Source organism: uncultured Pseudophaeobacter sp. (genome assembly GCA_905479575.1).
Classification (GTDB): Bacteria; Pseudomonadota; Alphaproteobacteria; order Rhodobacterales; family Rhodobacteraceae; genus Pseudophaeobacter.
Genome location: CAJQNB010000033.1, coordinates 1 through 21,430, shown reverse-complemented (window position 1 = coordinate 21,430; position 21,430 = coordinate 1). Strand labels below are relative to the sequence as shown.

22 protein-coding genes and 1 pseudogene are annotated in these 21,430 nt (G+C 60.2%); 10 read left to right on the top strand and 13 right to left on the bottom strand.

Features of this window, described 5'->3' with window-relative positions; translation table 11 throughout:
• Entirely contained in the window at positions 1-2,352 is a 2,352-nt protein-coding gene (locus tag QZ268_RS10710; protein ID WP_295452122.1) for a mechanosensitive ion channel family protein, read from the bottom strand.
• Positions 2,353-2,723: 371 nt separating this feature from the next.
• On the opposite strand from QZ268_RS10710, the gene QZ268_RS10705 reads away from it, so the two are divergent.
• The 7 genes from QZ268_RS10705 to QZ268_RS10675 are packed head-to-tail and all read left to right on the top strand — an operon-like array spanning position 2,724 to position 9,263.
• Positions 2,724-3,950, top strand: a complete 1,227-nt coding sequence (locus QZ268_RS10705; RefSeq protein WP_295452119.1) for a hypothetical protein — start codon at positions 2,724-2,726, stop codon at positions 3,948-3,950.
• Positions 3,947-5,191 (top strand): glycosyltransferase family 4 protein, encoded by a 1,245-nt coding sequence (locus QZ268_RS10700; RefSeq protein WP_295452117.1) that lies wholly within the window; start codon positions 3,947-3,949, stop codon positions 5,189-5,191. The genes QZ268_RS10705 and QZ268_RS10700 overlap by 4 nt, the downstream gene beginning before the upstream one ends.
• Complete coding sequence (locus QZ268_RS10695) at positions 5,188-6,288, top strand: glycosyltransferase (RefSeq protein ID WP_295452115.1); 1,101 nt, start codon at positions 5,188-5,190, stop codon at positions 6,286-6,288. The genes QZ268_RS10700 and QZ268_RS10695 overlap by 4 nt, the downstream gene beginning before the upstream one ends.
• The gene (locus QZ268_RS10690) at positions 6,285-6,872 is read left to right on the top strand and encodes a histidine phosphatase family protein (RefSeq protein WP_295452110.1); all 588 of its coding nucleotides are present in this window, start codon (positions 6,285-6,287) and stop codon (positions 6,870-6,872) included. The genes QZ268_RS10695 and QZ268_RS10690 overlap by 4 nt, the downstream gene beginning before the upstream one ends.
• Positions 6,869-8,005 carry a glycosyltransferase gene (locus QZ268_RS10685; RefSeq protein WP_295452107.1) on the top strand — a complete coding sequence of 379 codons (1,137 nt, stop codon included), beginning with the start codon at positions 6,869-6,871 and terminating at the stop codon, positions 8,003-8,005. The genes QZ268_RS10690 and QZ268_RS10685 overlap by 4 nt, the downstream gene beginning before the upstream one ends.
• 20 nt (positions 8,006-8,025) lie before the next feature.
• The gene (locus tag QZ268_RS10680; RefSeq protein ID WP_295452173.1) at positions 8,026-8,790 is read left to right on the top strand and encodes a polysaccharide deacetylase family protein; all 765 of its coding nucleotides are present in this window, start codon (positions 8,026-8,028) and stop codon (positions 8,788-8,790) included.
• Positions 8,787-9,263, top strand: a complete 477-nt coding sequence (locus QZ268_RS10675; RefSeq protein ID WP_295452104.1) for a class I SAM-dependent methyltransferase — start codon at positions 8,787-8,789, stop codon at positions 9,261-9,263. Before QZ268_RS10680 ends, QZ268_RS10675 begins: the two co-directional genes overlap by 4 nt.
• 167 nt (positions 9,264-9,430) lie before the next feature.
• Here the strand turns inward: QZ268_RS10675 and QZ268_RS10670 are convergent, their stop codons facing one another.
• The 3 genes and pseudogenes from QZ268_RS10670 to QZ268_RS10660 form a co-directional block, all read right to left on the bottom strand.
• Complete coding sequence (locus QZ268_RS10670) at positions 9,431-11,305, bottom strand: amidohydrolase (RefSeq protein ID WP_349376665.1); 1,875 nt, start codon at positions 11,303-11,305, stop codon at positions 9,431-9,433.
• 24 nt (positions 11,306-11,329) lie between these two features.
• Positions 11,330-11,527, bottom strand: a pseudogene (locus QZ268_RS10665) (DUF333 domain-containing protein); the annotation flags it as partial.
• 318 nt (positions 11,528-11,845) lie between these two features.
• Positions 11,846-12,988, bottom strand: a complete 1,143-nt coding sequence (locus QZ268_RS10660; protein ID WP_295452101.1) for an alpha-D-ribose 1-methylphosphonate 5-triphosphate diphosphatase — start codon at positions 12,986-12,988, stop codon at positions 11,846-11,848.
• A 52-nt stretch (positions 12,989-13,040) separates the two neighbouring features.
• Here QZ268_RS10660 and QZ268_RS10655 point away from each other — a divergent pair, with 52 nt between their 5' ends.
• Positions 13,041-13,736, top strand: coding sequence for a DUF1045 domain-containing protein (locus tag QZ268_RS10655; protein WP_295452098.1), 696 nt, complete (start codon positions 13,041-13,043; stop codon positions 13,734-13,736).
• Here the strand turns inward: QZ268_RS10655 and phnN are convergent.
• From phnN to QZ268_RS10635, 4 genes are read right to left on the bottom strand one after another with little or no spacing between them, the layout of a single operon-like run.
• Positions 13,706-14,278, bottom strand: coding sequence for a phosphonate metabolism protein/1,5-bisphosphokinase (PRPP-forming) PhnN (gene phnN / locus QZ268_RS10650; protein WP_295452096.1), 573 nt, complete (start codon positions 14,276-14,278; stop codon positions 13,706-13,708). The genes QZ268_RS10655 and phnN overlap by 31 nt on opposite strands.
• Positions 14,275-14,958, bottom strand: a complete 684-nt coding sequence (gene phnL, locus QZ268_RS10645; protein ID WP_295452092.1) for a phosphonate C-P lyase system protein PhnL — start codon at positions 14,956-14,958, stop codon at positions 14,275-14,277. The genes phnN and phnL overlap by 4 nt, the downstream gene beginning before the upstream one ends.
• A gap of 12 nt (positions 14,959-14,970) precedes the next feature.
• Positions 14,971-15,741: a phosphonate C-P lyase system protein PhnK gene (gene phnK / locus QZ268_RS10640; protein WP_295452167.1), complete on the bottom strand. Its 771-nt coding sequence runs from the start codon at positions 15,739-15,741 to the stop codon at positions 14,971-14,973.
• 26 nt (positions 15,742-15,767) lie between these two features.
• Entirely contained in the window at positions 15,768-16,634 is an 867-nt protein-coding gene (locus tag QZ268_RS10635) for an alpha-D-ribose 1-methylphosphonate 5-phosphate C-P-lyase PhnJ (RefSeq protein ID WP_295452089.1), read from the bottom strand.
• Between the two features lie 46 nt (positions 16,635-16,680).
• On the opposite strand from QZ268_RS10635, the gene QZ268_RS10630 reads away from it, so the two are divergent.
• Positions 16,681-16,860, top strand: coding sequence for a hypothetical protein (locus QZ268_RS10630; RefSeq protein ID WP_295452085.1), 180 nt, complete (start codon positions 16,681-16,683; stop codon positions 16,858-16,860).
• Between the two features lie 2 nt (positions 16,861-16,862).
• Here the strand turns inward: QZ268_RS10630 and QZ268_RS10625 are convergent, their stop codons facing one another.
• Genes QZ268_RS10625 through phnG form a run of 3 tightly spaced genes read right to left on the bottom strand, consistent with a single transcriptional unit; the run spans position 16,863 to position 19,004 of the window.
• Positions 16,863-17,963: a carbon-phosphorus lyase complex subunit PhnI gene (locus QZ268_RS10625; protein WP_295452084.1), complete on the bottom strand. Its 1,101-nt coding sequence runs from the start codon at positions 17,961-17,963 to the stop codon at positions 16,863-16,865.
• Positions 17,964-17,967: 4 nt separating this feature from the next.
• Positions 17,968-18,552: a phosphonate C-P lyase system protein PhnH gene (gene phnH, locus QZ268_RS10620; protein ID WP_295452083.1), complete on the bottom strand. Its 585-nt coding sequence runs from the start codon at positions 18,550-18,552 to the stop codon at positions 17,968-17,970.
• The gene (gene phnG, locus QZ268_RS10615; protein ID WP_295452082.1) at positions 18,552-19,004 is read right to left on the bottom strand and encodes a phosphonate C-P lyase system protein PhnG; all 453 of its coding nucleotides are present in this window, start codon (positions 19,002-19,004) and stop codon (positions 18,552-18,554) included. The genes phnH and phnG overlap by 1 nt, the downstream gene beginning before the upstream one ends.
• 107 nt (positions 19,005-19,111) lie before the next feature.
• Between phnG and phnF the strand changes: the two genes are divergently transcribed.
• Entirely contained in the window at positions 19,112-19,861 is a 750-nt protein-coding gene (gene phnF / locus QZ268_RS10610; protein ID WP_295452080.1) for a phosphonate metabolism transcriptional regulator PhnF, read from the top strand.
• Between the two features lie 71 nt (positions 19,862-19,932).
• Here phnF and QZ268_RS10605 read toward each other — a convergent pair whose 3' ends face one another.
• Both QZ268_RS10605 and QZ268_RS10600 read right to left on the bottom strand, forming a co-directional pair.
• On the bottom strand, positions 19,933-20,736 hold the full coding sequence (locus tag QZ268_RS10605; RefSeq protein ID WP_295452079.1) for a substrate-binding domain-containing protein: 804 nt from the start codon (positions 20,734-20,736) through the stop codon (positions 19,933-19,935).
• On the bottom strand, positions 20,733-21,383 hold the full coding sequence (locus QZ268_RS10600) for an ATP-binding cassette domain-containing protein (protein ID WP_295452165.1): 651 nt from the start codon (positions 21,381-21,383) through the stop codon (positions 20,733-20,735). The genes QZ268_RS10605 and QZ268_RS10600 overlap by 4 nt, the downstream gene beginning before the upstream one ends.
• Positions 21,384-21,430 lie beyond the last annotated feature (47 nt).

The window sequence follows — 21,430 nt, the reverse complement described above, 5'->3', positions numbered from 1 at the left end:
CTAGCGATCATCCCCCTCGCCGTTCACATCCAGGATGTCCTCATCAATGGCCGCCTGCACGGCGCCTGCCATGGCTTCTTTCTTATGTTGCGGCATATCCTCCACCTGATCCTCGGCCAATCGCACTGTGACCTCCCGATGGGCAAACTTGATGCCTTCGCGGGCGAATAGCTCACGAATATCCTGATAGACTTTCTTGCGAACCAACCATTGGTCACCCGGTTTGGTCATAAATTTGACCCGGATGATCATCGCAGAATCCTGCATTTCAATCACCCCCTGCGACTTCAGGGGCTGCATGAAACTGTCGCCAATGACCGGATCGCTCAGCAATTCCTGCCCAAGCTTCTTGATCAACTTGCGGACCTTTTCCACATCTGTGTCATAGGTCACCCGCAGCGGCAGTTTCATCATCACCCAATCGCGCGAATAATTGGTCAGGACCTTGATCTCGCCAAAAGGAATGGTGTGCAGCGCACCCAGATGATGACGCAGCTGGAACGAGCGCACCGAGATTTTCTCTACCGTGCCTTTGACATCGCCAATGTCGATATATTCGCCCTTGCGAAAGGCATCATCCAGCAGGAAAAATGCCCCCGAAAAGATATCCCGCACCAGGGTTTGCGACCCAAACCCAACGGCCAGACCGACTACACCAGCACCAGCAAACAGCGGGCTGACATTCACCCCCAGCTCCAACAGTACAATCAGAATGATCGACACTACCACCACGGCCAGGATAACGCCGCGAAACAGCGGCAGAAGCGTGGCCAGACGACTGGCGCCGCCATGGCCACCTTCATCCCCAAGCTCTGCCTCCGGCACGTCACCGACCTCATCATCAATCTTGCTGTCGATCCAGATCCGCGCAGTGTGATAGACGATATAGCCCAAAAACAGGATGACAATGACATCAAACGCCCGCTCGGCAACCGTGGTCTTCATCCAGCTGGCTTCGGGGGCCCAAACCAGAACCAGCGAATAGGCGCCCACCAAAAAGGCGAGGATACCCGCCACCCGGCGCGCCAGTTCCTGAAAAGTCGAGAGCCTGTATCCCTGCCTCTGGGACATGGATTTGATCTCGTCCTCAGAGATTTCGGACAGCATGCCATCCGCGTTCCCCTCTTCGGAGCCCAGGACAGGCGCAGGGGCAAGCCCCTCTGGGAGACGGCGGCGATAGCTAACAGCCTCAATGCCGTAGTTTATAACCCCATAGACAACCAGAATGGAGGTCAGAACCATGTAGGTCCCAGCCATCAAGGGCACTGACATCTCCCGCTCCAACACCAGATCAAACGCCAGGTTCAACCAACCAAAGACGATATAAACGACCATGACGGGCGCCCAGGCCATCGACAGAACGCGCAGCAGCCAGGAGCAGTCTTCCTTGCTGCGCCCTGCCCGGATTGCGTTTGAAATAGCCCTGCCATTGAAGCCGATCAGGGCCAGACCGCCCAAGGCCCCAAGCAAAGCCAGAAAGCCAGAGACCAATGCGTAGACATTGTAGTTCAGCCCAAAATCGTGAACCCAGGTGGCAAAAATCAATGAAAAGACATCATAGGTCGCCAGTACAGAAGCCGAAAGATACAGCCGCCTGGCGTCGCTATCGGAAAACACCGGCATCCGATATTGGCTGAGATAGGGCGACAGCACCATCCGCCACAGGTCAGACACGATGCTGGCAACAAAAAACGCGGTATAGATCGCGGTCACGGTGAACTCGACGGAACTGTCGCCCGATGCACCAAAAATGATCAACGAGGCCAGCAAGGCAAAAACCATCGCAACGATGGTTCCCACTCCCCCCATAAAGAAGCGATAGACCAGAAAGGGCATTTTCTCGTAATAGCCTTCTGGTTCTGCCTTGATCCGGGCCACGACATAGCGTTTGGCAATGCGTTTGCCGTAGATCTCAACCGACAGCCAGCGCCCGATCAGCAGAAACAACAGGCTCCACCCCAGGACCTCGGCATAGGTGCGGATGCGCCCGTCCGGGCTGGTTTGGCGCAGGATGTATTTCATCTCAAAGATCGAATAGGGCAGCGCCTCAAGACGGCTGTTAAGCTCCTGGCGGAAAGCCTGAAACTCCGTCTGCGCCTTCATCAACGACGAATGTCCTTCCATCGGCGAGGGGGCAACCTTGGTCGCCACAGGAGAGGGTGAGGTGACAGACCCATTGCCATCGACAATAATCACCCCAAGACCACTTTCCGCCGCCAGCTCCACCGCCCGGGCCACCGGATCAGGGGCCGCATCCGCTGCATCCTGTGCAAGGCCAGCACCCGGGAGCACCACCGCGCAGACAAACAGCACGAGGCTGAAACAGAGAAACTGGGAAAATCTATGAATCATAACTGACGGGCTCCGCTCAAATGGTATTTTCACGGTAACGACAAGACCCCCTCTCCACAATTGTAAGCAGCGGGTTTCACCACAAGAGAATTTGAACAGAGTGCAGAAACAGCACCCTCGCCCATGTCTCGCCTCAGTGTCGCGAACCAGTGTTCCGCCCCGGCTGCCCCCCGGAAAATTCAGCACAGACAGCACCACAGCCCCGACGCGTTGCTGTGTCTGCTTGCGCCCAGGGAACGGCTGTCAGACGGCAAAGAGCTGTCACCTGCCTGCCATTTCGCCCAATTTCGGGAGTTTGAAAGGTTAACCCCCTTGATTTCGGCACTTTCCTATTGCACCACCCAAACTGTAGTACAGCTGCAGGCTAGCCAATGACTTCGACTAAAGATCTCTCGCTCGAGCAAAATGCCAAACAACGCGGCCCTCGGGTAATGCTGTATAGCCATGATACATTCGGGCTGGGGCACCTGCGCCGCTCCCGAGCCTTGGCAGGGGCAATTACTGCTGCAGATCCCTCCGCTTCGGCTCTGATCTTGACGGGGTCGCCGGTGGCGGGCCGTTTTGCCTTTCCCAGCCGTGTCGATCATATGCGCCTGCCTGGGGTGATCAAACGCTCTGACGGCAGTTATGCCTCGCGCACCATGGGCATGAACATCGAAGAGACAACCAAATTGCGCAGTGGCTTGATCCGCTCCGTGGCAGAACAATATGTCCCGGATGTGTTGATCGTGGACAAAGAACCCACCGGCTTTCGTGGTGAACTGCTGCCGACGCTGAAACTGCTGGCAGAGCAGGCCCGGACAAAGCTGGTCCTGGGTCTGCGCGATGTGCTGGACGAGCCTGACGTCCTGGCCGCAGAATGGGCCCGCAAAGAGGCGGTTGAGGCCACCGAAAATTACTACGACGAAATTTGGGTCTATGGCCTGTCCACCATCTACGATCCAACCCAGGGGCTGGAGCTCAGCCCGGCCACACGGGCAAGGATGCACTGGACCGGCTATCTGCGGCGCGATCTCGGGGCCTGGGATGACCCGCCCGAGCAGCCATATGTGCTGATCACCCCCGGCGGTGGCGGCGACGGCGCCATGATGGTGGATCTGGTGTTGTCAGCCTATGAACAAGACCCAGCACTGTCACCACGCGCCGTGCTGGTCTACGGCCCTTTCCTCTCTGGCGAAACCCGCGAGGCCTTTGAGACCCGTGTTGCCGCTCTTGATGGCCGGGTTACCTCTGTGGGGTTTGAATCGCGAATTGAGACGCTGTTCTCCGGCGCCCAGGGCGTTGTCTGCATGGGCGGCTACAACACCTTCTGCGAGGTGCTCTCCTTTGATAAACCGGCTGTTATCGTGCCCCGCACTACGCCACGGCTGGAACAATGGATCCGCGCCAGCCGCGCCGAGGAGCTGGGCCTGGTTTCCATGCTAGATGAAAAGCGCGATGGCTGGACGCCAAAGGCCATGACCAAGGCGATCCGCGCCTTGGCGACGCAAAAACCACCCTCAGCCGCCTTCTCAGAAGGGTTGCTGGATGGGCTGGACTGCGTCACCCGGCGGGTTGCGTCCCTATTGCACGACTTGCCGCGAAAGGCCGCTGAATGAGCACAGAGCACCCTTCCCTGGCGGTTTTGGTCAAAGGCTGGCCACGGCTCTCGGAAACCTTTATCGCCCAAGAGCTTGTCGCCCTGGAAGAGGCTGGCCTGGATTTTGAGATCTGGTCGCTGCGCCACCCCACCGATGTCAAACGCCATCCACTGCATGAGCGGTTGAAGGCAAAGGTGCGCTATCTGCCCGAATATCTGTATCAGGAACCTGACCGCGTCTGGGCCGCCCGCGCCGTGGCGCAGGCCTTGCCGGGCTATGCAGAGGCTTACCGCATCTGGCGTGCAGATCTGGCCCGCGATCCCAGCCGCAACCGCATCCGCCGCTTTGGCCAGGCCTGCGTTCTGGCCGCCGAAGCCCCCGCCGAGGTGCTGGGGCTCTACGCGCATTTCCTGCATACCCCCGCCTCTGTGGCGCGCTATGCCGCCATCATGCGCGGATTGCCCTGGAGCTTTTCGGCCCATGCCAAGGACATCTGGACCTCACCGGACTGGGAAATCAGCGAAAAACTATCAAGCCAGCATCACGGCGCAGCCTTTGGGGCCACCTGCACCGGCTTTGGCGCCCGCCATCTGCAACAAATGTCAGACGACCCGAGCCGCATTGATCTGATCTATCACGGGTTGGATCTGGCACGCTTCCCAGCCCCCCCCACCCGAGAGTGGCGGGCTGCGGGCGACCCTCTGAAGCTGATGTCGGTTGGCCGCCTGGTGGAGAAAAAGGGCTTTGACCGGCTGATTGCCGCTATGGCCTTGCTGCCGCAGGATCTGGACTGGCACTGGACCCATATTGGCGGCGGCGGTCTCAATGACCTGTTGCAGGACATGGCTCAGGACGCCGGTATCGCGCAGCGAATTACCTGGCGGGGCGCCTGTGATCAGCCCGAAGTCATCGCGGCGATGCGGGCCTCTGACCTGTTTGTCCTGCCCAGCCGGGTTGCGGCGGACGGGGATCGTGATGGGTTGCCCAATGTGCTGATGGAGGCGGCCTCGCAATTGCTGCCAATCCTGTCAACGCCAGTTTCTGCCATTCCCGAATTCATCGACAGCGGCACCCATGGGCTGCTCAGCAAGGATGACCCAGAGGCCCTGGCCGAGGCGATCCTGTCGCTGGCCCACAATCCCAAGATGGCGCAAGACATGGCCGAGGCCGCGCTGTTACGACTGCGGCGCGACTTTGGCATGGACCCCGGCATTGCCCAGCTGGTGACCCGGCTGGACACCATGCTGCAGGGCTCATGACCACCGCAGGCACCAAGCGGATCGCCTTTTATGCGCCGATGAAATCGCCGCGCCACCCTGTGCCTTCGGGCGATCGGGAAATGGCGCGCAACCTGATCGACATTATCGCGGCCGGTGGCGCCGAGGTTGATCTGGTGACCGAGCTGAAGGTTTTTGACAAGACTGGCGATGCGGCGCTTCAGGCGCTGCTACGGGACAAAGCCACCCAGGAGGTCCGTCGTCTCTGTGCCGAGATGCCCGCCGTGGATTTTTGGGTCACCTATCACAACTACTACAAGGCCCCTGATCTCATTGGTCCCCAGGTCGCGCGGACCCGCGGTATTCCCTATGTACAGATCGAAAGCACCCGGGCCTCCCGGCGCTTGACCGGCCCCTGGGCGGAATTTGCCCAGTCTGCCCATGCGGCCGCAGATGCCGCAGCGGTGATTTTCTATTTCACCGCCAATGACCTGATCACGCTGGACCGCGACAAACACCCCGACCAATCGCTGCACAGCCTGCCCCCGTTTCTGCCAGCTGCCAACCTGCCGCCTGCCAGCACATTGGATGGCCCCATGCTGAGTGTTGGCATGATGCGCCACGGGGATAAGCTCGCCTCCTATCAGATCATCGCAGACAGCCTGCGGGGGCTACAGGGCAACTGGCAGTTGCAGATCGCCGGGGATGGCCCCGCCCGGCCCGAGGTTGAGGCCCTGATGGCGCCCTTTGCCCAGCGGGTTACCTTTCTGGGCCAACTCTCCCGCACGGAACTGGCCAAGGCCTATGAACAGGCCAGCCTGTTTTTCTGGCCCGGTGTCAACGAGGCCTTTGGCATGGTCTATCTCGAAGCGCAAAGCCACGGGGTTCCGGTGGTGGCGCAGGATCGCCCCGGCATGCGGGACATTCTGGCGCCCAATGACCAGCCTGAGAACTATCCAGAGGTGTCCCTTGGCGCCGCAGCGCTAACCGCCAGACTGCAACAGCTGTTATCCAACCGAGGCCTGCGGCAGACCCTAGGCACTCAGGCCCGCGAGATGATCGCGGCCAACCACCTGGCCCCGGCGGCCAGCGCTCGGTTCTGGCGCGCCGTCACCCCCTTACTTGAGGAATGCCCATGATCCGCCTTGCTCTTTTGCGCCATGGCCATACCGCCTGGAACCGCGCAGGCCAGATCCAGGGGCGCAGCGATATCCCGCTCGACGCCCAGGCCCGTGCCGAGCTATCCGAATTTGCCCTGCCCAGCCCCTGGGATCAGGCCGCGCTCTGGTCCAGCCCGCTGACGCGGGCGGTGGAAACCGCCCAGCTGGTCACAGGCAAAACCCCGCGAACCGCCCCCAACTTAACAGAGATGTTCTGGGGCGACTGGGAGGGCAAGAAAGGCCTGGAGCTGAAAGCGGAGCCAGACAGTGGCTTTCGCGATATTGAACACTGGGGCTGGGACTACCGCCCGCCCGGCGGCGAGAGCCCCGCCGAGGTCTGGATGCGGATCAAACCCTGGCTGACCAGCCTGGAGCGCGACACGGTTGCGGTCTGCCATATCGGCATCATGCGGATGATCCTGGCGCAGGCCTATCAGTGGAATTTCGACGGCCCCGCCCCCTTTCGCATCAAACGTAACCGGCTTTTTGTTATTGAGCTGAACGGCGAGGATCTGTCCCCCTGGGCCGAACCAGTGCGCCTGTTGAAACGGCCCACGCCATGAAGGTCATGATCGTCGTCACCCATCTGCTTGGCACCGGGCATCTGTCGCGGGCGCTGACCCTGGGGCGCGCCTTTCAGGCTGCCGGCGATCGGGTGCAGATCGTCTCGGGCGGCTTCCCCGCGCCGCAGCTCGCCACCGGTGACATAGATCTGCTGCAACTGCCTGCCTTGCGCTCGGACGGGGTGAATTTCACCCAGCTTCTGACCCCCGGCGGAGCGCTGGCGGGTGAGCGGTATTATCACCAGCGCCAGTCGGCCATGTGTCAGGCCCTGCAACACCTGCAGCCAGATCTGCTGATCTCCGAGCTATATCCCTTTGGCCGTCGTTCCCTGCGCCATGAATTTCGCGCCCTGCTGCGGGCAGCCAAGGCGCTTCCCAAGCCGCCAAAAATCCTTGCCTCGATCCGCGATATTCTGGCGCCGCCCTCAAAGCCGGAAAAAGCCGTCAAAGCAGATGCGGTGATCGCAGAGTTCTATGACGCTGTTCTGGTGCATTCCGACCCAAAGGCCACCCGGCTGGAGCTGAGCTGGCCGGTCTCTGACTTGCTGGCCGCCAAATTGCACTACACAGGATTTGTCGCCCCGGCCGCCGCCGGGCCACATCCTGCGGCCGAAGGCAGTGGCGAGATACTGGTCAGTGCCGGCGGCGGCAGTGTTGGCGATGAAATCTATCAGACAGCCCTACAGGCGGCGCGGTTGATGCCCGACACCCCCTGGCGCCTGCTGGTGGGCGGCAGCGATGCCAAAGCCCGGATTGAAAAGCTGTCCCAAACCCCTTCGCCAGCCAAAATGGAGCCCGCCCGCCCGGACTTTCGCCAGATGCTTACCCATGTGGCGGCCTCGGTCAGCATGTGCGGCTACAACACCGCGCTGGATCTGTTGCAGGCAGAAACACCTTCCGTGCTCATCCCCTTTGATGCCGGCAAAGAAGTAGAACAAAGCCTGCGCGCCCAAAGCCTGACACCGCTGGCAGGCTTTGAGGCTTTGCGCACCGCCGAACTGACCCCGGAGCGCCTGATTGCAGCCGTCGGAAAGGCGCGTTGCGCGCCGCGCCGCTCAGCCGATCAGTTTCAGTTTGACGGCGCCCGGCGTGCGGTAGAGATTGCCCATGATCTGGTCAAAGCACAGGTATGAGCACGGATATGAGCACAGCCATGACCGCCGATTGGAGCCCGCTTGATGCCGAACTGGCCAAATGGCAGGCCGAGGGGCTGCAGCTGCCCCTGTGGTGGCGCGACGACGATGCCATTGCGCCAACCACGCAATTGGACCAGCTGAGTGCGGTGTCGCAAAAACTGGGGCTGCCGGTCCATCTGGCGGTGATCCCCGAGACGGCGCAATCCGCACTGGCCTCCTATGTGGCGCAGCATCCTCAGCTCATTCCCGTTGTGCATGGCTGGGCCCACCAGAACCAGGCGCCCGAGGGTCAAAAGAAATGTGAATTCCCGGACCAGCGCCCGGCGCAGGTGGCACTTGGCGAGATACAGCAGGGACTGGCCCGCTTGCAGGCGCTGTTTGGCCCCCGGCTGCTGCCGATGTTTGTGCCGCCCTGGAACCGGATTGCCCTGGATCTGGTGCCCGCGCTCGCGGATCTGGGCTTTGCCGCCCTGTCGACCTTTACCCCGCGCCCAAGCCCCCTGGCTGCGCCTGGGCTGGCGCAGATCAATACCCATCTGGACCCAATCGACTGGAAAGGCAGCCGATCACTGGCCGCGCCAGAGCGATTGATCGCGCAGATCTGCGACCAGCTGCGCGCGCGCCGCAAAGGCATGGCAGACACCCGCGAGCCCTATGGTATCCTCACCCATCACCTGGTGCATGATGCGGCCATCTGGGAGTTCACCGAGGCGCTGATAGCGCGCCTGATGCAGGGGCCGGGACAGGTCTGGAAATTTGACACAAAGGACGATCTGAAATGAGCCGATTGGATTCTATGCTGCGCCGTTTTACCGCCCAGCGCGACGGGCTGAACTGGGCTGCGGCAGAAATCGCAGGGGTTGCTGGACATGTGCTGGACATGGGGCTGGGCAATGGCCGCACCTATGACCACCTGCGGGAAATCCTGCCCGACCGCCGGGTCTGGGTCATTGACCGGGTCCTGCAGTGCCATCCCTCCTGTGTGCCCCCCGAAGCAGACTTTTTGCAGGGCGAGGCGGTTCCGATGCTGGAACGTCTCAAATCCGAGGGCCACAAAATTGTCCTAGCCCACTATGACTTTGGCTTTGGCGTCAAGGAACAGGATGTGGCAGAGGCCGCAGCCATGTCGCCGGTGATCGCCTCTGTCATGGCCAAGGGTGGCATCGTGGTGTCAGGTCAGCCCCTGGTCGGTTTTGAAGAACTCAAAGGCCCCGAAGGCATCCCCGAAGGGCGTTACCTATTTTATCGCGCCTGAGCTCCGCTGAAACAAAATTTCGACCAGGCTTATCCCCCTGGATCTCGTTCACTGAAAGGCATCAGTGTCTCATAGAGGCGCATATTCGAAATGTCAGCTTTGCGGACTTTGTTTACTTTCCTGCAAATCGAACAAATGTCTGCATTTCGCCGAACACATTGCTCTAGCTACTCTTTGCCAGAGCTTTCCGTCACAAGCGAGGCGGTCATGATATCGCTCAAAGTGCGCGCTATACAGGCACCGGAGTGCGGTGCGGTCGCGAAAAGTGAAGGACGCATTGCACTGAACGATCTTGGGGCGCCCTGCATTTCGTGTGACACGGTGAAGATGCGCAGAAAATCGGCATAAGGGTCCGTGCCGTCGTTGCGGGGGCGATAATTCAGACGCCCTTCGCGCTGACTGGCTTCATAGATTGTATCGCCTTCCTTGATCGTTTCCAGCACCACGATGGTATCGAGCGTTTCGGGGTCAATCGCTGTGGGGTCCTTGGACAGAATAACCAGATCGGCAAGTTTCCCGACCTCTAGCGATCCTTTGCGACCCTCTTCGAAATGCTGATACGCGGGCCAAATCGTTAGGGATTTGAGTGCCGTCAACACATCGACCCGCTGCGCCGGACCGATGATGTCGTTTGAGCGCGACCGACGGGTCACGGTGGCATCAAGAATGCGCATACTGTCGGGAAAAGCCACAGGCGCATCATGGTGACTTGAAAACATCATGCCACGTTCGCGAACCCATCCGGTGGGTGAAATGTTATCCGCTGCCACGGGACCAACCGTGCGATCACGGTGCCAATCGCCCCAATAGAAAGTGTGCATGGGAAACAAGGACGGGAAAACATCCAGTCGGTTATAGGCATCCACCTGATCTTCGCGCATGAACTGCCCGTGGATCAGAACCGGGCGTCGGTCGGCTGGCCCGTGCGTTTGCGTCGCGGTGTCGATGGCGCCGATCAAAATATCCGACGCGCCCTCACCATTGGCGTGTACAAGGATTTGAATGTTGTTTTCGAACGCCCAGTCGATGGCGTCAAAGACCTGGTTATTCGATGCCGAAGCATAGCCTGCATAGTCCGCCCGAAATCCTTCGGGTGGGTTGTAATACGGGCGGTCGCGCAGCGCGGTGAAGCCCTGCGGCGAGCCGTCGATGGTCAGCTTTGCGCCCCCGACGCGGAAACGGTCTGTATAGTTGCGGGAGTGGTTCGCCCGAATATAGTCGCGGTCCACCAACACATCGGGATAGGTCACCACATCTATGTCCAGCCCTTCCTCGGTGGCGACCGCCTGCATCAGGTTAGCCACAGCGGGTATCGAACGCCCTTCCTGTGCTGTGGTGTATCCGAAAGAGGAGATCAATTCGACGCCAGCGCGGAAAATCGCGCGGTTGGCCTGTTGATCCAGTCCGCCCAGCAAGCCGCCAATCACAACAGTTGCCGCGTTTTCTTCCAGCACGCCGTTGGGCTCGGAGCTGCCTTCGCGCCGCCGGATCACACCGCCTGCGGGGTCTGGCGTATCCGCAGTGATGCCCGCCAGTTCCAGCGCCTTGGAGTTCGCAACGCCAAGGTGACCGGATTGGTGAACGACATAGACCGGTATGTCGGTTGAGACAGCGTCAAGTTCATCTCGCGTCGGGTGACGCTGCTCGGCAAGCTGTGCGTCGTCATAGCCGAAGCCAAGGATCAGACCTGCGGCACCGACACGCTCGGGTTGGGCTTTGGCAAAGTCGCGCAGCACCTGCTGCAACGTGGGGATGTCATTCACCGTGCCATCAGGCGCGGGCAGCATGTTGGCCGACAGCGCCTGAATGCCGATCATGAACACATGGCCGTGGGCATCCACGAAACCCGGGATCATGGTGCGGCCTGCCAGATCAATGATCTCAGTCTCAGGGCCCTGTAAGGCCATTACGTCGTCCGCGTCACCAACGCCGATAATCTCACCGTCTTTTTCTGCCAACGCTTCAACGTGCATCGCATCATCGTTCATGGTCAGGATTGGGCCGCCCAGCCAAATTTGGTCGGCAATCAGTCTGCTCTCCACAGCAGAGGCATGTTGCTCCCGGAAATACGTCCAAGCGTCTACCTCACTGCCGTCGGCGAGGGTACAAATCCCGCGTTGGCCAGCGGTATCCTCTACGAGGAAATATGTCCCGCCTTGTTCAGTGCAAAATTTAGCTGCTGGGTTGGGGAGCTCCAAAGCGGTTGCATTGCTTGTAATACAGGCCACGATCAAGCTGGCTATAACTGAGACGTAACGAAGCATAATGGAGGACCCATCTATTTAGGTGATCTGCACAGTAGCGTTGGCGTGTTGAGTTCCGCCAAGCTTGCGGTTCTAAGGCCCGGGGGAAAATCGACAACACTCCTGCACTATCGGGAAGGTTGCAATCATCTGTCAAGCGTCCAAGCGTACATTGGCGTCGAGATGCTCGTCAGTCTAAATGGGCTCACAGCGGACAAATTATGTCTTCTCTGCCGCCTCTGCTGCGCCCCCAGCAAAACCATCCCCCTTCAGTTCATTTCGGATACCACACAGACCTGCATCAAATTAGATTGCAGATCCACGTGACACTTGCCCAAGTTAGGCCACCCGTTGCCCCCGCGCCCAGGTGCCGCGCAGCGCCGGGGTGTTGTCGATTAGCTTGAACCGGATCAGATCCGCCCGTTTGCCCACCGCAATGCGGCCCCGGTCAGACAGTTCAACCGCATCCGCTGGTGCCTGGGTGACAGTAGACAATCCGCGTGCCATATCGCCCCAGATTTCGCCCAGCTTGACCGCCGACATCAACAGCGCGGCCGGTACGTAGTCTGACGAGATGATATCCAGCAGTTCCAGATCAGCCAGTTCCCGTGCGGCCACATTGCCTGAATGCGAGCCGCCCCGGATCAGGTTGGGGGCCCCCATCATCACCTTGATGCCATGGCTATGGCAGGCCCGTGCCGCCTCGACTGTAGTGGGGAATTCGGCCAGATGGATGCCATGCTTGGCCGAGGTGGCCACCTGCTCAGCTGTGGTGTCATCATGGCTGGCCAGCACCGCGCCAAAGCGGCGTGCGGCTTTGACCGCCTCGACCTCATGCAGATCCCCATGGCTGTCGCGCAGGGCTTTCAGATGGGCAACATGCGCCGCAAACTCTGCGTCGTTAAACCCGTGCTTGCCTTTGACATAGGCCTCCAGCTTGGAAATGTCACGAAACTGGCGCTGCCCCGGCGTGTGATCCATCAAAGAGACCAGACCAACCCGGTCCGCCTCGCCAAACTCTGCCAGCTCTTCGACCAAAGTATCCGAACAGACCTCTGCCCGCAGGTGCAGGAAATGTGAGATCTTCAGCGCATCTGCTGCCCGTAGCTCCAGAAGCTCATTCGCCAGCCCACGCGCATAAGAGCCATACCGGCTCTCTTTGCGGCTGACCGACCCGACCCTCATGGCGTCAAAAACGGTGGTGATCCCGGTGCCTGCCAGTTCCGCATCATGGGCCATGATGGCGGCCGCATGGGGCCAGTCAACCGAGGGACGCGGCTGGATATGGCGCTCCAGGTTATCCGTGTGCAATTCAACCAGACCGGGGCAAAGATAGTCGCCCGCACAGTCCACTGCGCCCTGGGGTACAGAAGTCCCCTCAGCAATATCCGCAATCTCTCCGCCCAGGAGTTTAACCTGGCCGCGCAGTGTTTCACTGGGCAGCACAAGGGTGGCATTGGCAAGGATCATTTCATCTGTCATCTGGGCTTCACGTCTTTCGAGCTATAGGAATGGCCACGTATAGGAGGCCAATGTGACATTCACGCGATATGCGATCTATTACGCGCCCCCGGCCGCAGCCGATTGGAGCGTCTTTGCAACCCAGTGGCTGGGCTGGGATATGGCGGCTGGACAGGTCGCTGCCCAACCGGAAATTTCTGGCCTGGATCTGGCGGGCATCACTGCAGTGCCGCGCAAATACGGGCTGCATGCAACGCTGAAGCCGCCGATGCGGCTGGCCGAGGGCTACAGCCTGACCGACCTGCAACAGGCCTGCACGGCCCTGGCGGCCAGCCAGGCTCCGGTCGTGTTGGAGGGGCTGCATCTGGCCCGCCTGGGGCGTTTTCTGGCTCTGCGTGTCAGCGGTGATGAAACCGCCCTTGGCAGGCTTGCGGCGGCCTGCGTTCGGGATCTGGACGGCTTGCGTGCGCCCGCGCCGCAGACCGAGCTGGAAAAGCGCCGTGCGGCGGGGCTCACCCCTGCGCAAGAGGCCAATCTGGTGACCTGGGGCTATCCTTACGTGCTGGAGCAGTTCCGCTTTCACCTCACCCTTACTGGCAAGCTTCCCAAAGCGGAGCTGCCGGCTGTAGAGGCCGCCCTTGAGGCACATTTGATGCCCTTGTTGCCCCGGCCATTGGCGATCAGCGATATCGCACTTGTGGGCGAAGACAGCGATGGCAGGTTTCATCTGATCCACCGCTACGCCCTCTCTGGCACAGCGGTAGAATAGATCGCCGCACGTGCCGCTGCGACCGCCTGTTGCAGATCTCCACTGTTGTCGATCTGGTGCAGCCGCCGTAACCCCGCAGGCAGCGGCTGGCGGGCGCGGGCAAGGCGACGTTGAACCTCGGCGCTGTCCTCGCGCCCGCGCTGTGTCAACCGTTCTGCCAGAACCTCCGGGCGGGCGGTTACAGAAAGAACAATGAAATCGCCAAAAACCTCTTGCGCCTGAAGCAACACCGCACGCGAGAGATTGACCAGTACGCCTCTGCCCTCAGCCCGCAGCGCCTCGATCTGATGCGGGATGCCATAGTGCAGCCCATGGGCAGGCCAATGCAGGGCAAAATGCCCATCCTCTACCAGCTTGCTGAACGCGCTTTCGCTCACTGCATCGTAGTCCTCGCCGCCGGCCTCTGGCGCGCGGGTCACCACCCGGCGCATCAGGCAGAGGTTTTGGTCCCCAGCAGCCAGGGCCTCCATCAGACTGTCTTTACCCACGCCCGAAGGCCCAACGACAGCGATCACCGGCCCCATTGCAGAGGTTTCTGTCATGCTGCCACCTGCGGCGAAAACGCCGAGACATCGATAAAGCTGTCGCAGACCTGGTCGCGGGCAGCCTCATCATGGAAAATGCCGATAATGGCAGCCCCGCGCGCCTTGGCGCCCTCAATGAGCCGCAGCACCGTGGCGCGGTTCTTGGCATCCAGACTGGCAGTGGGCTCATCCAGCAGCAGCGCCGGATAGTCATAGGCAAAGCCCCGGGCAATGTTCACCCGTTGTTGCTCGCCGCCGGAAAAGGTTGTCGGGCTCAACGACCAGAGCCGCTCTGGAATATTCAGCTCTGCCAACAGACTGGCGGCCTTATCCCGCGCGGCCTCAATCGGGGTGCCAACCGCCAACAGCGGCTCGGCCACCACATCGAGTGCCGCCACCCGGGGCACCACCCGCAGGAACTGACTGACATAGCCCAGGGTTTCACGGCGCAGAGCGATGATCTGGCGCGGCTCGGCCTGAGCCACATCCAGATCCCCCACCATGACCCGCCCCGAGGCCGCCAGGTAGTTGCCATAGATCACGCGCATCAGGGTGGATTTCCCCGCCCCCGACGCGCCAACCAATCCGACACATTCCCCGGCAGCGACGGCCAGGTTGACCCGCTCCATCACCGGGATCACCGCGCTGCCCTGATTGTGCAGGGTGAAGCTCTTGCTCACATTTTCAAGTTCAATCATCGTCTTTATCCTTCAGACCTGCAGCACCGAGGAAACCAAGAGCTGGGTATAGGCATGTTGTGGGTCATCCAGCACCTGATCGGTGAGGCCGCTTTCAACCACATGACCGTCTTTCATCACCATCAACCGATCCGCCAACAGGCGCACAACGGCCAGATCATGGGTCACAATGATGGCGCTCAACCCCATTTCGCGCACCAGGCTGCGCAGCAGATCCAGCAGCCGTGCCTGCACCGACACATCCAGACCACCTGTGGGTTCATCCATAAACACCAGCCGCGGGCCGGTGACCAGATTGCGGGCAATTTGCAGCCGCTGCTGCATGCCGCCGGAAAAGGCCGAGGGCCGGTCATCGATACGGCTGTCGCTGATTTCCACCCGGCCCAGCCAGTCGGCAGCCTGGGTGCGGATCTCGCCATAGTGACGCCCTCCCACGGCCATCAAACGCTCGCCAATGTTGCCGCCAGCCGAAACCGACATGCGCAGCCCATCACGGGCATGCTGATGCACAAAGGCCCAGTCGGTGCGGCCCAGCATTCGGCGCTCTGGCTCTGACATTTTCAACGTGTCCACCGGTCCATCGGCGCGGGTGTCAAAAACCACTTCGCCGCGATCCGGCGGGTGATGGCCTGCCATGGCATTCAACAGCGTCGATTTGCCAGACCCGCTTTCGCCAACGATGCCCATGACCTCACCGGGGTATAGATCAAAGCTGACATCCTTGCAGCCAATGCGGGGTCCGTACATTTTTGTCAGGGCGTTCACCTGCAACAGCGGGGTCATCTCCTGGTCTCCTGTCTGAGAGCTCATCACGCAGCCTCCCCTTCGGTTTCGCCCAAACGCCCCACATGGCCCTCGGCGCGCCGTGCGCGGCAGTAATCGGTGTCAGAGCAGACAAACATTCGACTGCCCGCATCATCCAGGATCACCTCATCCAAATAGCTGTCCTCTGAATTGCAGAGATCACAGGGATGATCAGCTTTGGTGGCTTCAAAGGGGTAGTCCTCAAAATCCAGGCTGACGACACGTGTATAGGGCGGCACCGCATAGATCCGCTGCTCGCGCCCCGCGCCAAACAGCTGGATCGCTGCCATCTCCAGCTTTGGGTTATCGAACTTTGGAATAGGCGAAGGGTCCATCACATAGCGGTCTTCGACCTTGACCGGATAGGCGTAGGAAGTGGCGATATCGCCGTGCTGGCTGATATCCTCATATAGTTTCACATGCATCAGGCCATATTCCTCAAGACTGTGCATCTTGCGGGTTTCCGTCTCGCGCGGTTCCAAAAAGCGCAGCGGTTCCGGGATTGGCACCTGGTACACCAGGATCTGATCCTCGGTGAGCTCGGCCTCGGGGATCCGGTGGCGGGTCTGGATAACGCTGGCCTTGGTGGTTTCCTCAGTGGTGGCGACCCCGGCGGTGCGTTCAAAGAACTTGCGGATCGACACCGCATTGGTGGTGTCATCGGCACCCTGGTCGATCACCTTGAGCGTATCATCCGGCGTCAGCGTTGCCGCTGAGACCTGCACGCCGCCAGTGCCCCAGCCATAGGGCATCGGCATTTCACGGCTGGCAAAGGGCACCTGATAGCCAGGCACTGCCAGACCTTTCAAAATGGCCCGACGGATCATCCGCTTGGTTTGTTCGTCCAAATAGGCAAAGTTGTAGTCAGACATGATATGCCCTTTCCCCAGCTGATTTTTCCCAAAGGAGATTTGAGATATGACGTCCAATGAACTGCTTGGCACCGTCTTGGGTATCGCCATTGTTGTGGTGGTTATTGGCTTGATCTTGGCGGCCATGTTCTACCGCCCGAAAACGCATAAGAAACTGCGCAGCCGATCGACATTCACCCATGGCATTGATGATGTTTCCGTCGATGGAGACGGGAGAGGCGACTGAGCTCATTCCGCCGCCTCCTGTGCGGCCATCTGATCCGCCAGCTCCTGCGCCTCGCGGCGCAGTTTGCGCACCAGTTCCAGCTCTGACTGGAAATCCACGTAATGCGGCAGCTTGATGTGCTCCAGGAAACCCGTCGCCTGAATATTGTCGGAGTGGCTAAGGACAAATTCCTCATCCTGCGCGGCCGCACCTAGGTTGTCTTCGCCCAGCTCCTCCCAGCGCAGCGCCCGGTCGACCAGCGCCATGGCGATGCTTTTGCGCTCTGACTGGCCAAAGACCAGACCATAACCACGGGTGAACTGCGGCGGCACGGTTTTGGAACCCTTAAACTGGTTCACCGTCTCACATTCGGTCAGCTCTACCTCGCCGATCTCGATAGCAAATCCCAGTTCGGGGATCTCCATCTCCACCGGCACTTTGCCGATGCGCAGCTCGCCAACAAAAGCATGGTTGCGCGCATAGCCGCGCTGGGTGGAATAGGCCATGCCGAGGATAAAGCCCTCATCGCCGCGTGCCAGCGACTGCAGGCGCACGGCGCGCCCCGCCGGAAAGCTCATCGGTTCGCGGGTCAGATCACCGGGCACGGCTTCTGAGCTTGGCTCGCGCTCAATGATATCCTCCCCCTGCAGGAATTCGGTGATATGCGGGGTTGTTTCCATACGCGGCGGCGCGGTTGCGGCCTGCGGCACCTCACCATCTGCGGCCAGTTTGAAATCCAGCAAACGATGGGTGTAGTCAAAGGTTGGCCCCAGCACCTGCCCACCAGGTGCATCCTTGAAGGTGGCCGAGATGCGGCGATCACAGGCCATGACACCGGTATCCACCGCTTCGCTATAGCCAAAGCGCGGCAAGGTGGTGCGGTAGGCACGGATCAGAAAGATCGCCTCGATCAGATCCCCGCGCGACTGTTTGATCGCCAGGGCTGCCAGATCCGGATCATACAACGACCCCTCGGCCATGACGCGATTGACGGCGAGGCTCATCTGTTCGCGGATCTGGGCCAGGCTGAGTTCCGCAACACCGGTATCACCGCGACGCTCTTCGGCGAGCCAGGCATGGGCATTGTCGATGGCGCGTTCGCCACCCTTTACGGCTACATACATCGGATCAGTCCTTTGCCAATATGGTGGTCGAACGCGGCAGCGCCGCCAGTTGCGCCGCACAGGTAAAGAAGAAATCCACCCCCAGCGGGAACTGCGCTGCATTGCCCTGACAGGCCACCACATCCGGCAGCGCCAAATGGTTCTGCTCCTTGATGCCCGGACCGGACAGGGTGGCATTTGCAGCGGCAAAATCCGCCAGTTCGACAATCAGAGTGGCCGAGCGATCCGGGTATTCCGGCGTGCCGATCCGATATTGCGACAGCGGCATCAGCGCCCCCCAGCTGCCCAGGGCAAAATCCGCCCGATCAGCCGCCACAAAGGGCGCACCGGTGTGGAAGGCCAGCCAGGATCGCAGCGCAGGGCTGTCGACATCCGGCGCCAGGTAGACGCCCGTTTCCGGGTCACACAGCGTCAGCAACAGACAACCAGCAGCCGCAGAAATACCCGCAGGCGGCTCTGCGCCGGTGATGTCCTGAACAGTGCCGGGACGGGCCATGGCGCTCATCGCCGCGCGAAAGGCATTTGCCGCATCCACGGGCGGCGTGGCAAAGCCACCGCCGTAGCTGTTGGTTTCGATATCTAGGGACATCAATCCTCTCCCCGAACCATTGTGAAAAATTCGACCTTGGTGGCTGCGGCTTTGGCTGCGCGCGCTTCTTTGCGCGATTGCTGCGCCTGCTGCAGCGGCTCCAACACCGCCTGGCGCAGATCATCTGCCACTTTGGTCTGCATCAAGGCATCCACCTTGGCGGCGATCTCGGCCTTAGGTTTTGAGCGCCCCTGCACATAGGCATGGCCTACGGTGCCATCCGCCAGCGTCAGCGCACAGCGCGTCACCGTCATTTCGCCCAGGTTAAAAGGCGCGCCGCCGCCGCCCATGCGGCCCCGCACCATCACGCCGCCCGCTTCTGGGGGACGCAGCCAATCAAACGCGGGGTCGTGATCAAAGCCCCCCCACAATTGGCTAAGCTCACGTTCATCTGCCTGGGCCAAAAGGCTCATCCAGGTCTTGCGCGCCGTGGCGGAAATTTCTGTCTTCATCTTTCAGAGCCTCTTGGCCAGCTTGTCTACATGTTCTATACAACTAGACAAATCATAGCGAAGCCCGCCCCCAAAGCGCAATCGAAACCTTGTGAAAGTTTAGTGACATGTCCGCAAACGGCCCCAAGACGCCCACCCCTGGAAACCGCACAGCCGTTTGGAAATCCATCACAATTTCGCTCACGGATGACATCGCACAGGGGCGCTATAGCAGCGGCGACAAACTGCCCTCAGAGGCACAACTGGCGGCGCGTTTTGGCGTCAACCGCCATACGGTCAGACGCGCGCTGGCGGCAATGGCCGAGCAGGGCTTGGTGCATGCCAGGCGCGGCTCTGGGGTCTTTGTTGCAGCCGCCCCAACCGATTACCCCATCGGCAAACGGGTGCGGTTTCACCAAAATATCACCCGCGGCGGCCAGATCCCCGCCAAACGCATTCTGGCACTGGAAACCCGCGCCGCCGACAAGACTGAGGCCGCAGCGCTGGATTTAGAACTCGGCGACATTGTGCATGTCTATGACGGGCTCTCCCTGGCGGATGAGCAACCCATCGCCCTGTTTCAAAGCGTCTTTCCCGCGCAGGTTCTGCCCAACATGCTGACCTCTCTGGAAGATATGCAATCGGTCACGGCGGCGCTCAAGGCCTGCGGCATTGCCGATTACACCAGGCTGGAAACCCGCATTACCGCCAAACTGGCAACTGCAACCCAGGCCCTGCACCTGCGCATTTCAGAAGGCGCACCGATTCTGCGCACCACGGGGGTCAACATCGACCCAACGGGTCGCCCGGTTGAATTTGGCCGCACCTGGTTTGCCGGTGATCGGGTGACGCTCACCATTGACGGGCAAGAGCCATAGGCCGACGCTTGCAAAAAGGAAAAGGCCCCCGTCACCAGACGAGGGCCCAATCATTACAATAGACAGGGGCGTTACTGTTTGGCGTTAAAGACAAACAGGGTTTCGCCGTTGATCTTATAGGCGTTGATCAGCTCCTTGGCCCGATCCGAGGTCAGCCAGGCTTCCAGCTTCATCGCCAGATCGTTTTTGGCATGGGAGTGCTTTTCAGGATTCACCGGCAGATAGGCATATTGGTTGAACAAGACCGGATCGCCTGCAAACAGCAGCTCCAGATTGCCCTTGTTGCCAAAGTTCAGCCAGCTGGCCCGGTCCGCCATGATATAGGCCTCCATACCTGAAGCCGTGTTCAGCGCCGCACCCATACCGGCACCAACTGCGCGGTACCAGCTGTCAAACCCTGCGGCATCCAGACCCGCTGCAGCCCATAGGCTCAGCTCTTTTTTGTGGGTGCCACTGTCGTCGCCACGGCTGACAAAGGGGGCCGAAGCCTCAGCAATCAACTGCAACGCGGAGGCTGCATCCTCAGCTTTGGCAACCCCGGCAGTATCGGTTTTGGGACCGATAAAGACAAAATCATTATACATGATTTCACGGCGATGAGTGCCGTTGCCACCAGCAAGGAATTTTTCCTCTGCCTTTTGCGAATGCACCAGAATGGCATCCACATCGCCAGCTTCGCCCAGACGGATTGCCTGGCCTGTGCCAACCACCAAAAGCTGAACATCCAGATCCAGATCAGCCTTGATTTCCGGCAGCAAAATTTCCGCCAAGCCCGAGTTGTGAAAGGAGGTGGTGACCGCCAGTTTCATCTCATCGGCCCAGGCCGCGCCGGTCAATAGCAGACCTGTAATAGTACCCAATAATAGCTGCTTCATTCTACAATATCTCCTCTTAGAAAAGCATGTGCTTGTGTGGTCTTTGGCCCCTCAAAGAACTCCCGGGCCAAAGAAAATTCGTGAATACACCCTTGCAAAACAAACAAGATCTCATCGGCCAGGCGCTGCGCCTGCCCCATGTTATGGGTCGACATAATGAGCCGCGTCCCCGAAGCTGCGGCCCGCAACAGGATCTCTTCGATCTCGCGGGTGGCCCGACCATCCAGCGAGGCGCAGGGTTCGTCCAGAAACAATAAGTCCGGCTCGCGGATCAACGCCCGGGCCAGCGCCAGCTTCTGCCGTTCGCCCCCGGACAGCAAGGTGGCCTGCCGGTCCAGCGCATCGCCCAGATTGATCTGCTCGGCCCACAGCGCCGCGCGCGCCCGCGCCTCTGCGCGGGCGACACCGATCAGTTGCAGGGGATAGGCGATATTATCCACCACAGAGCGGCGCATCATTATCGGGGTTTGAAACACAAAGGCCTGTCGCCGCTGCGCCTCTTCTCTGGAACAGGCCCAATCCAGCGTGCCGCCGTTCATCCGCACGATCCCGTGTAGCATTTTCAGCAGCGTGGTCTTGCCAGCGCCATTGGGGCCAAGAAATCCGAAAATCTCGCCCTGGTGCACACTGAAAGAAAGTTGGTCTATGACCGTGGATTGATCAAACTTCTTGCCGATCCGGTCGAGTGTTACCA

Bases quoted from the DNA above. Each gene is read 5' to 3' on its own strand.
- QZ268_RS10710 (WP_295452122.1), bottom strand. From the start codon at position 2,352: ATGATTCATAGATTTTCCCAGTTTCTCTGTTTCAGCCTCGTGCTGTTT.
- QZ268_RS10705 (WP_295452119.1), top strand. From the start codon at position 2,724: ATGACTTCGACTAAAGATCTCTCGCTCGAGCAAAATGCCAAACAACGC.
- QZ268_RS10700 (WP_295452117.1), top strand. From the start codon at position 3,947: ATGAGCACAGAGCACCCTTCCCTGGCGGTTTTGGTCAAAGGCTGGCCA.
- QZ268_RS10695 (WP_295452115.1), top strand. From the start codon at position 5,188: ATGACCACCGCAGGCACCAAGCGGATCGCCTTTTATGCGCCGATGAAA.
- QZ268_RS10690 (WP_295452110.1), top strand. From the start codon at position 6,285: ATGATCCGCCTTGCTCTTTTGCGCCATGGCCATACCGCCTGGAACCGC.
- QZ268_RS10685 (WP_295452107.1), top strand. From the start codon at position 6,869: ATGAAGGTCATGATCGTCGTCACCCATCTGCTTGGCACCGGGCATCTG.
- QZ268_RS10680 (WP_295452173.1), top strand. From the start codon at position 8,026: ATGACCGCCGATTGGAGCCCGCTTGATGCCGAACTGGCCAAATGGCAG.
- QZ268_RS10675 (WP_295452104.1), top strand. From the start codon at position 8,787: ATGAGCCGATTGGATTCTATGCTGCGCCGTTTTACCGCCCAGCGCGAC.
- QZ268_RS10660 (WP_295452101.1), bottom strand. From the start codon at position 12,988: ATGACAGATGAAATGATCCTTGCCAATGCCACCCTTGTGCTGCCCAGT.
- phnN (WP_295452096.1), bottom strand. From the start codon at position 14,278: ATGACAGAAACCTCTGCAATGGGGCCGGTGATCGCTGTCGTTGGGCCT.
- phnL (WP_295452092.1), bottom strand. From the start codon at position 14,958: ATGATTGAACTTGAAAATGTGAGCAAGAGCTTCACCCTGCACAATCAG.
- phnK (WP_295452167.1), bottom strand. From the start codon at position 15,741: ATGACCCCGCTGTTGCAGGTGAACGCCCTGACAAAAATGTACGGACCC.
- QZ268_RS10635 (WP_295452089.1), bottom strand. From the start codon at position 16,634: ATGTCTGACTACAACTTTGCCTATTTGGACGAACAAACCAAGCGGATG.
- QZ268_RS10630 (WP_295452085.1), top strand. From the start codon at position 16,681: ATGACGTCCAATGAACTGCTTGGCACCGTCTTGGGTATCGCCATTGTT.
- QZ268_RS10625 (WP_295452084.1), bottom strand. From the start codon at position 17,963: ATGTATGTAGCCGTAAAGGGTGGCGAACGCGCCATCGACAATGCCCAT.
- phnH (WP_295452083.1), bottom strand. From the start codon at position 18,552: ATGTCCCTAGATATCGAAACCAACAGCTACGGCGGTGGCTTTGCCACG.
- phnG (WP_295452082.1), bottom strand. From the start codon at position 19,004: ATGAAGACAGAAATTTCCGCCACGGCGCGCAAGACCTGGATGAGCCTT.
- phnF (WP_295452080.1), top strand. From the start codon at position 19,112: ATGTCCGCAAACGGCCCCAAGACGCCCACCCCTGGAAACCGCACAGCC.
- QZ268_RS10605 (WP_295452079.1), bottom strand. From the start codon at position 20,736: ATGAAGCAGCTATTATTGGGTACTATTACAGGTCTGCTATTGACCGGC.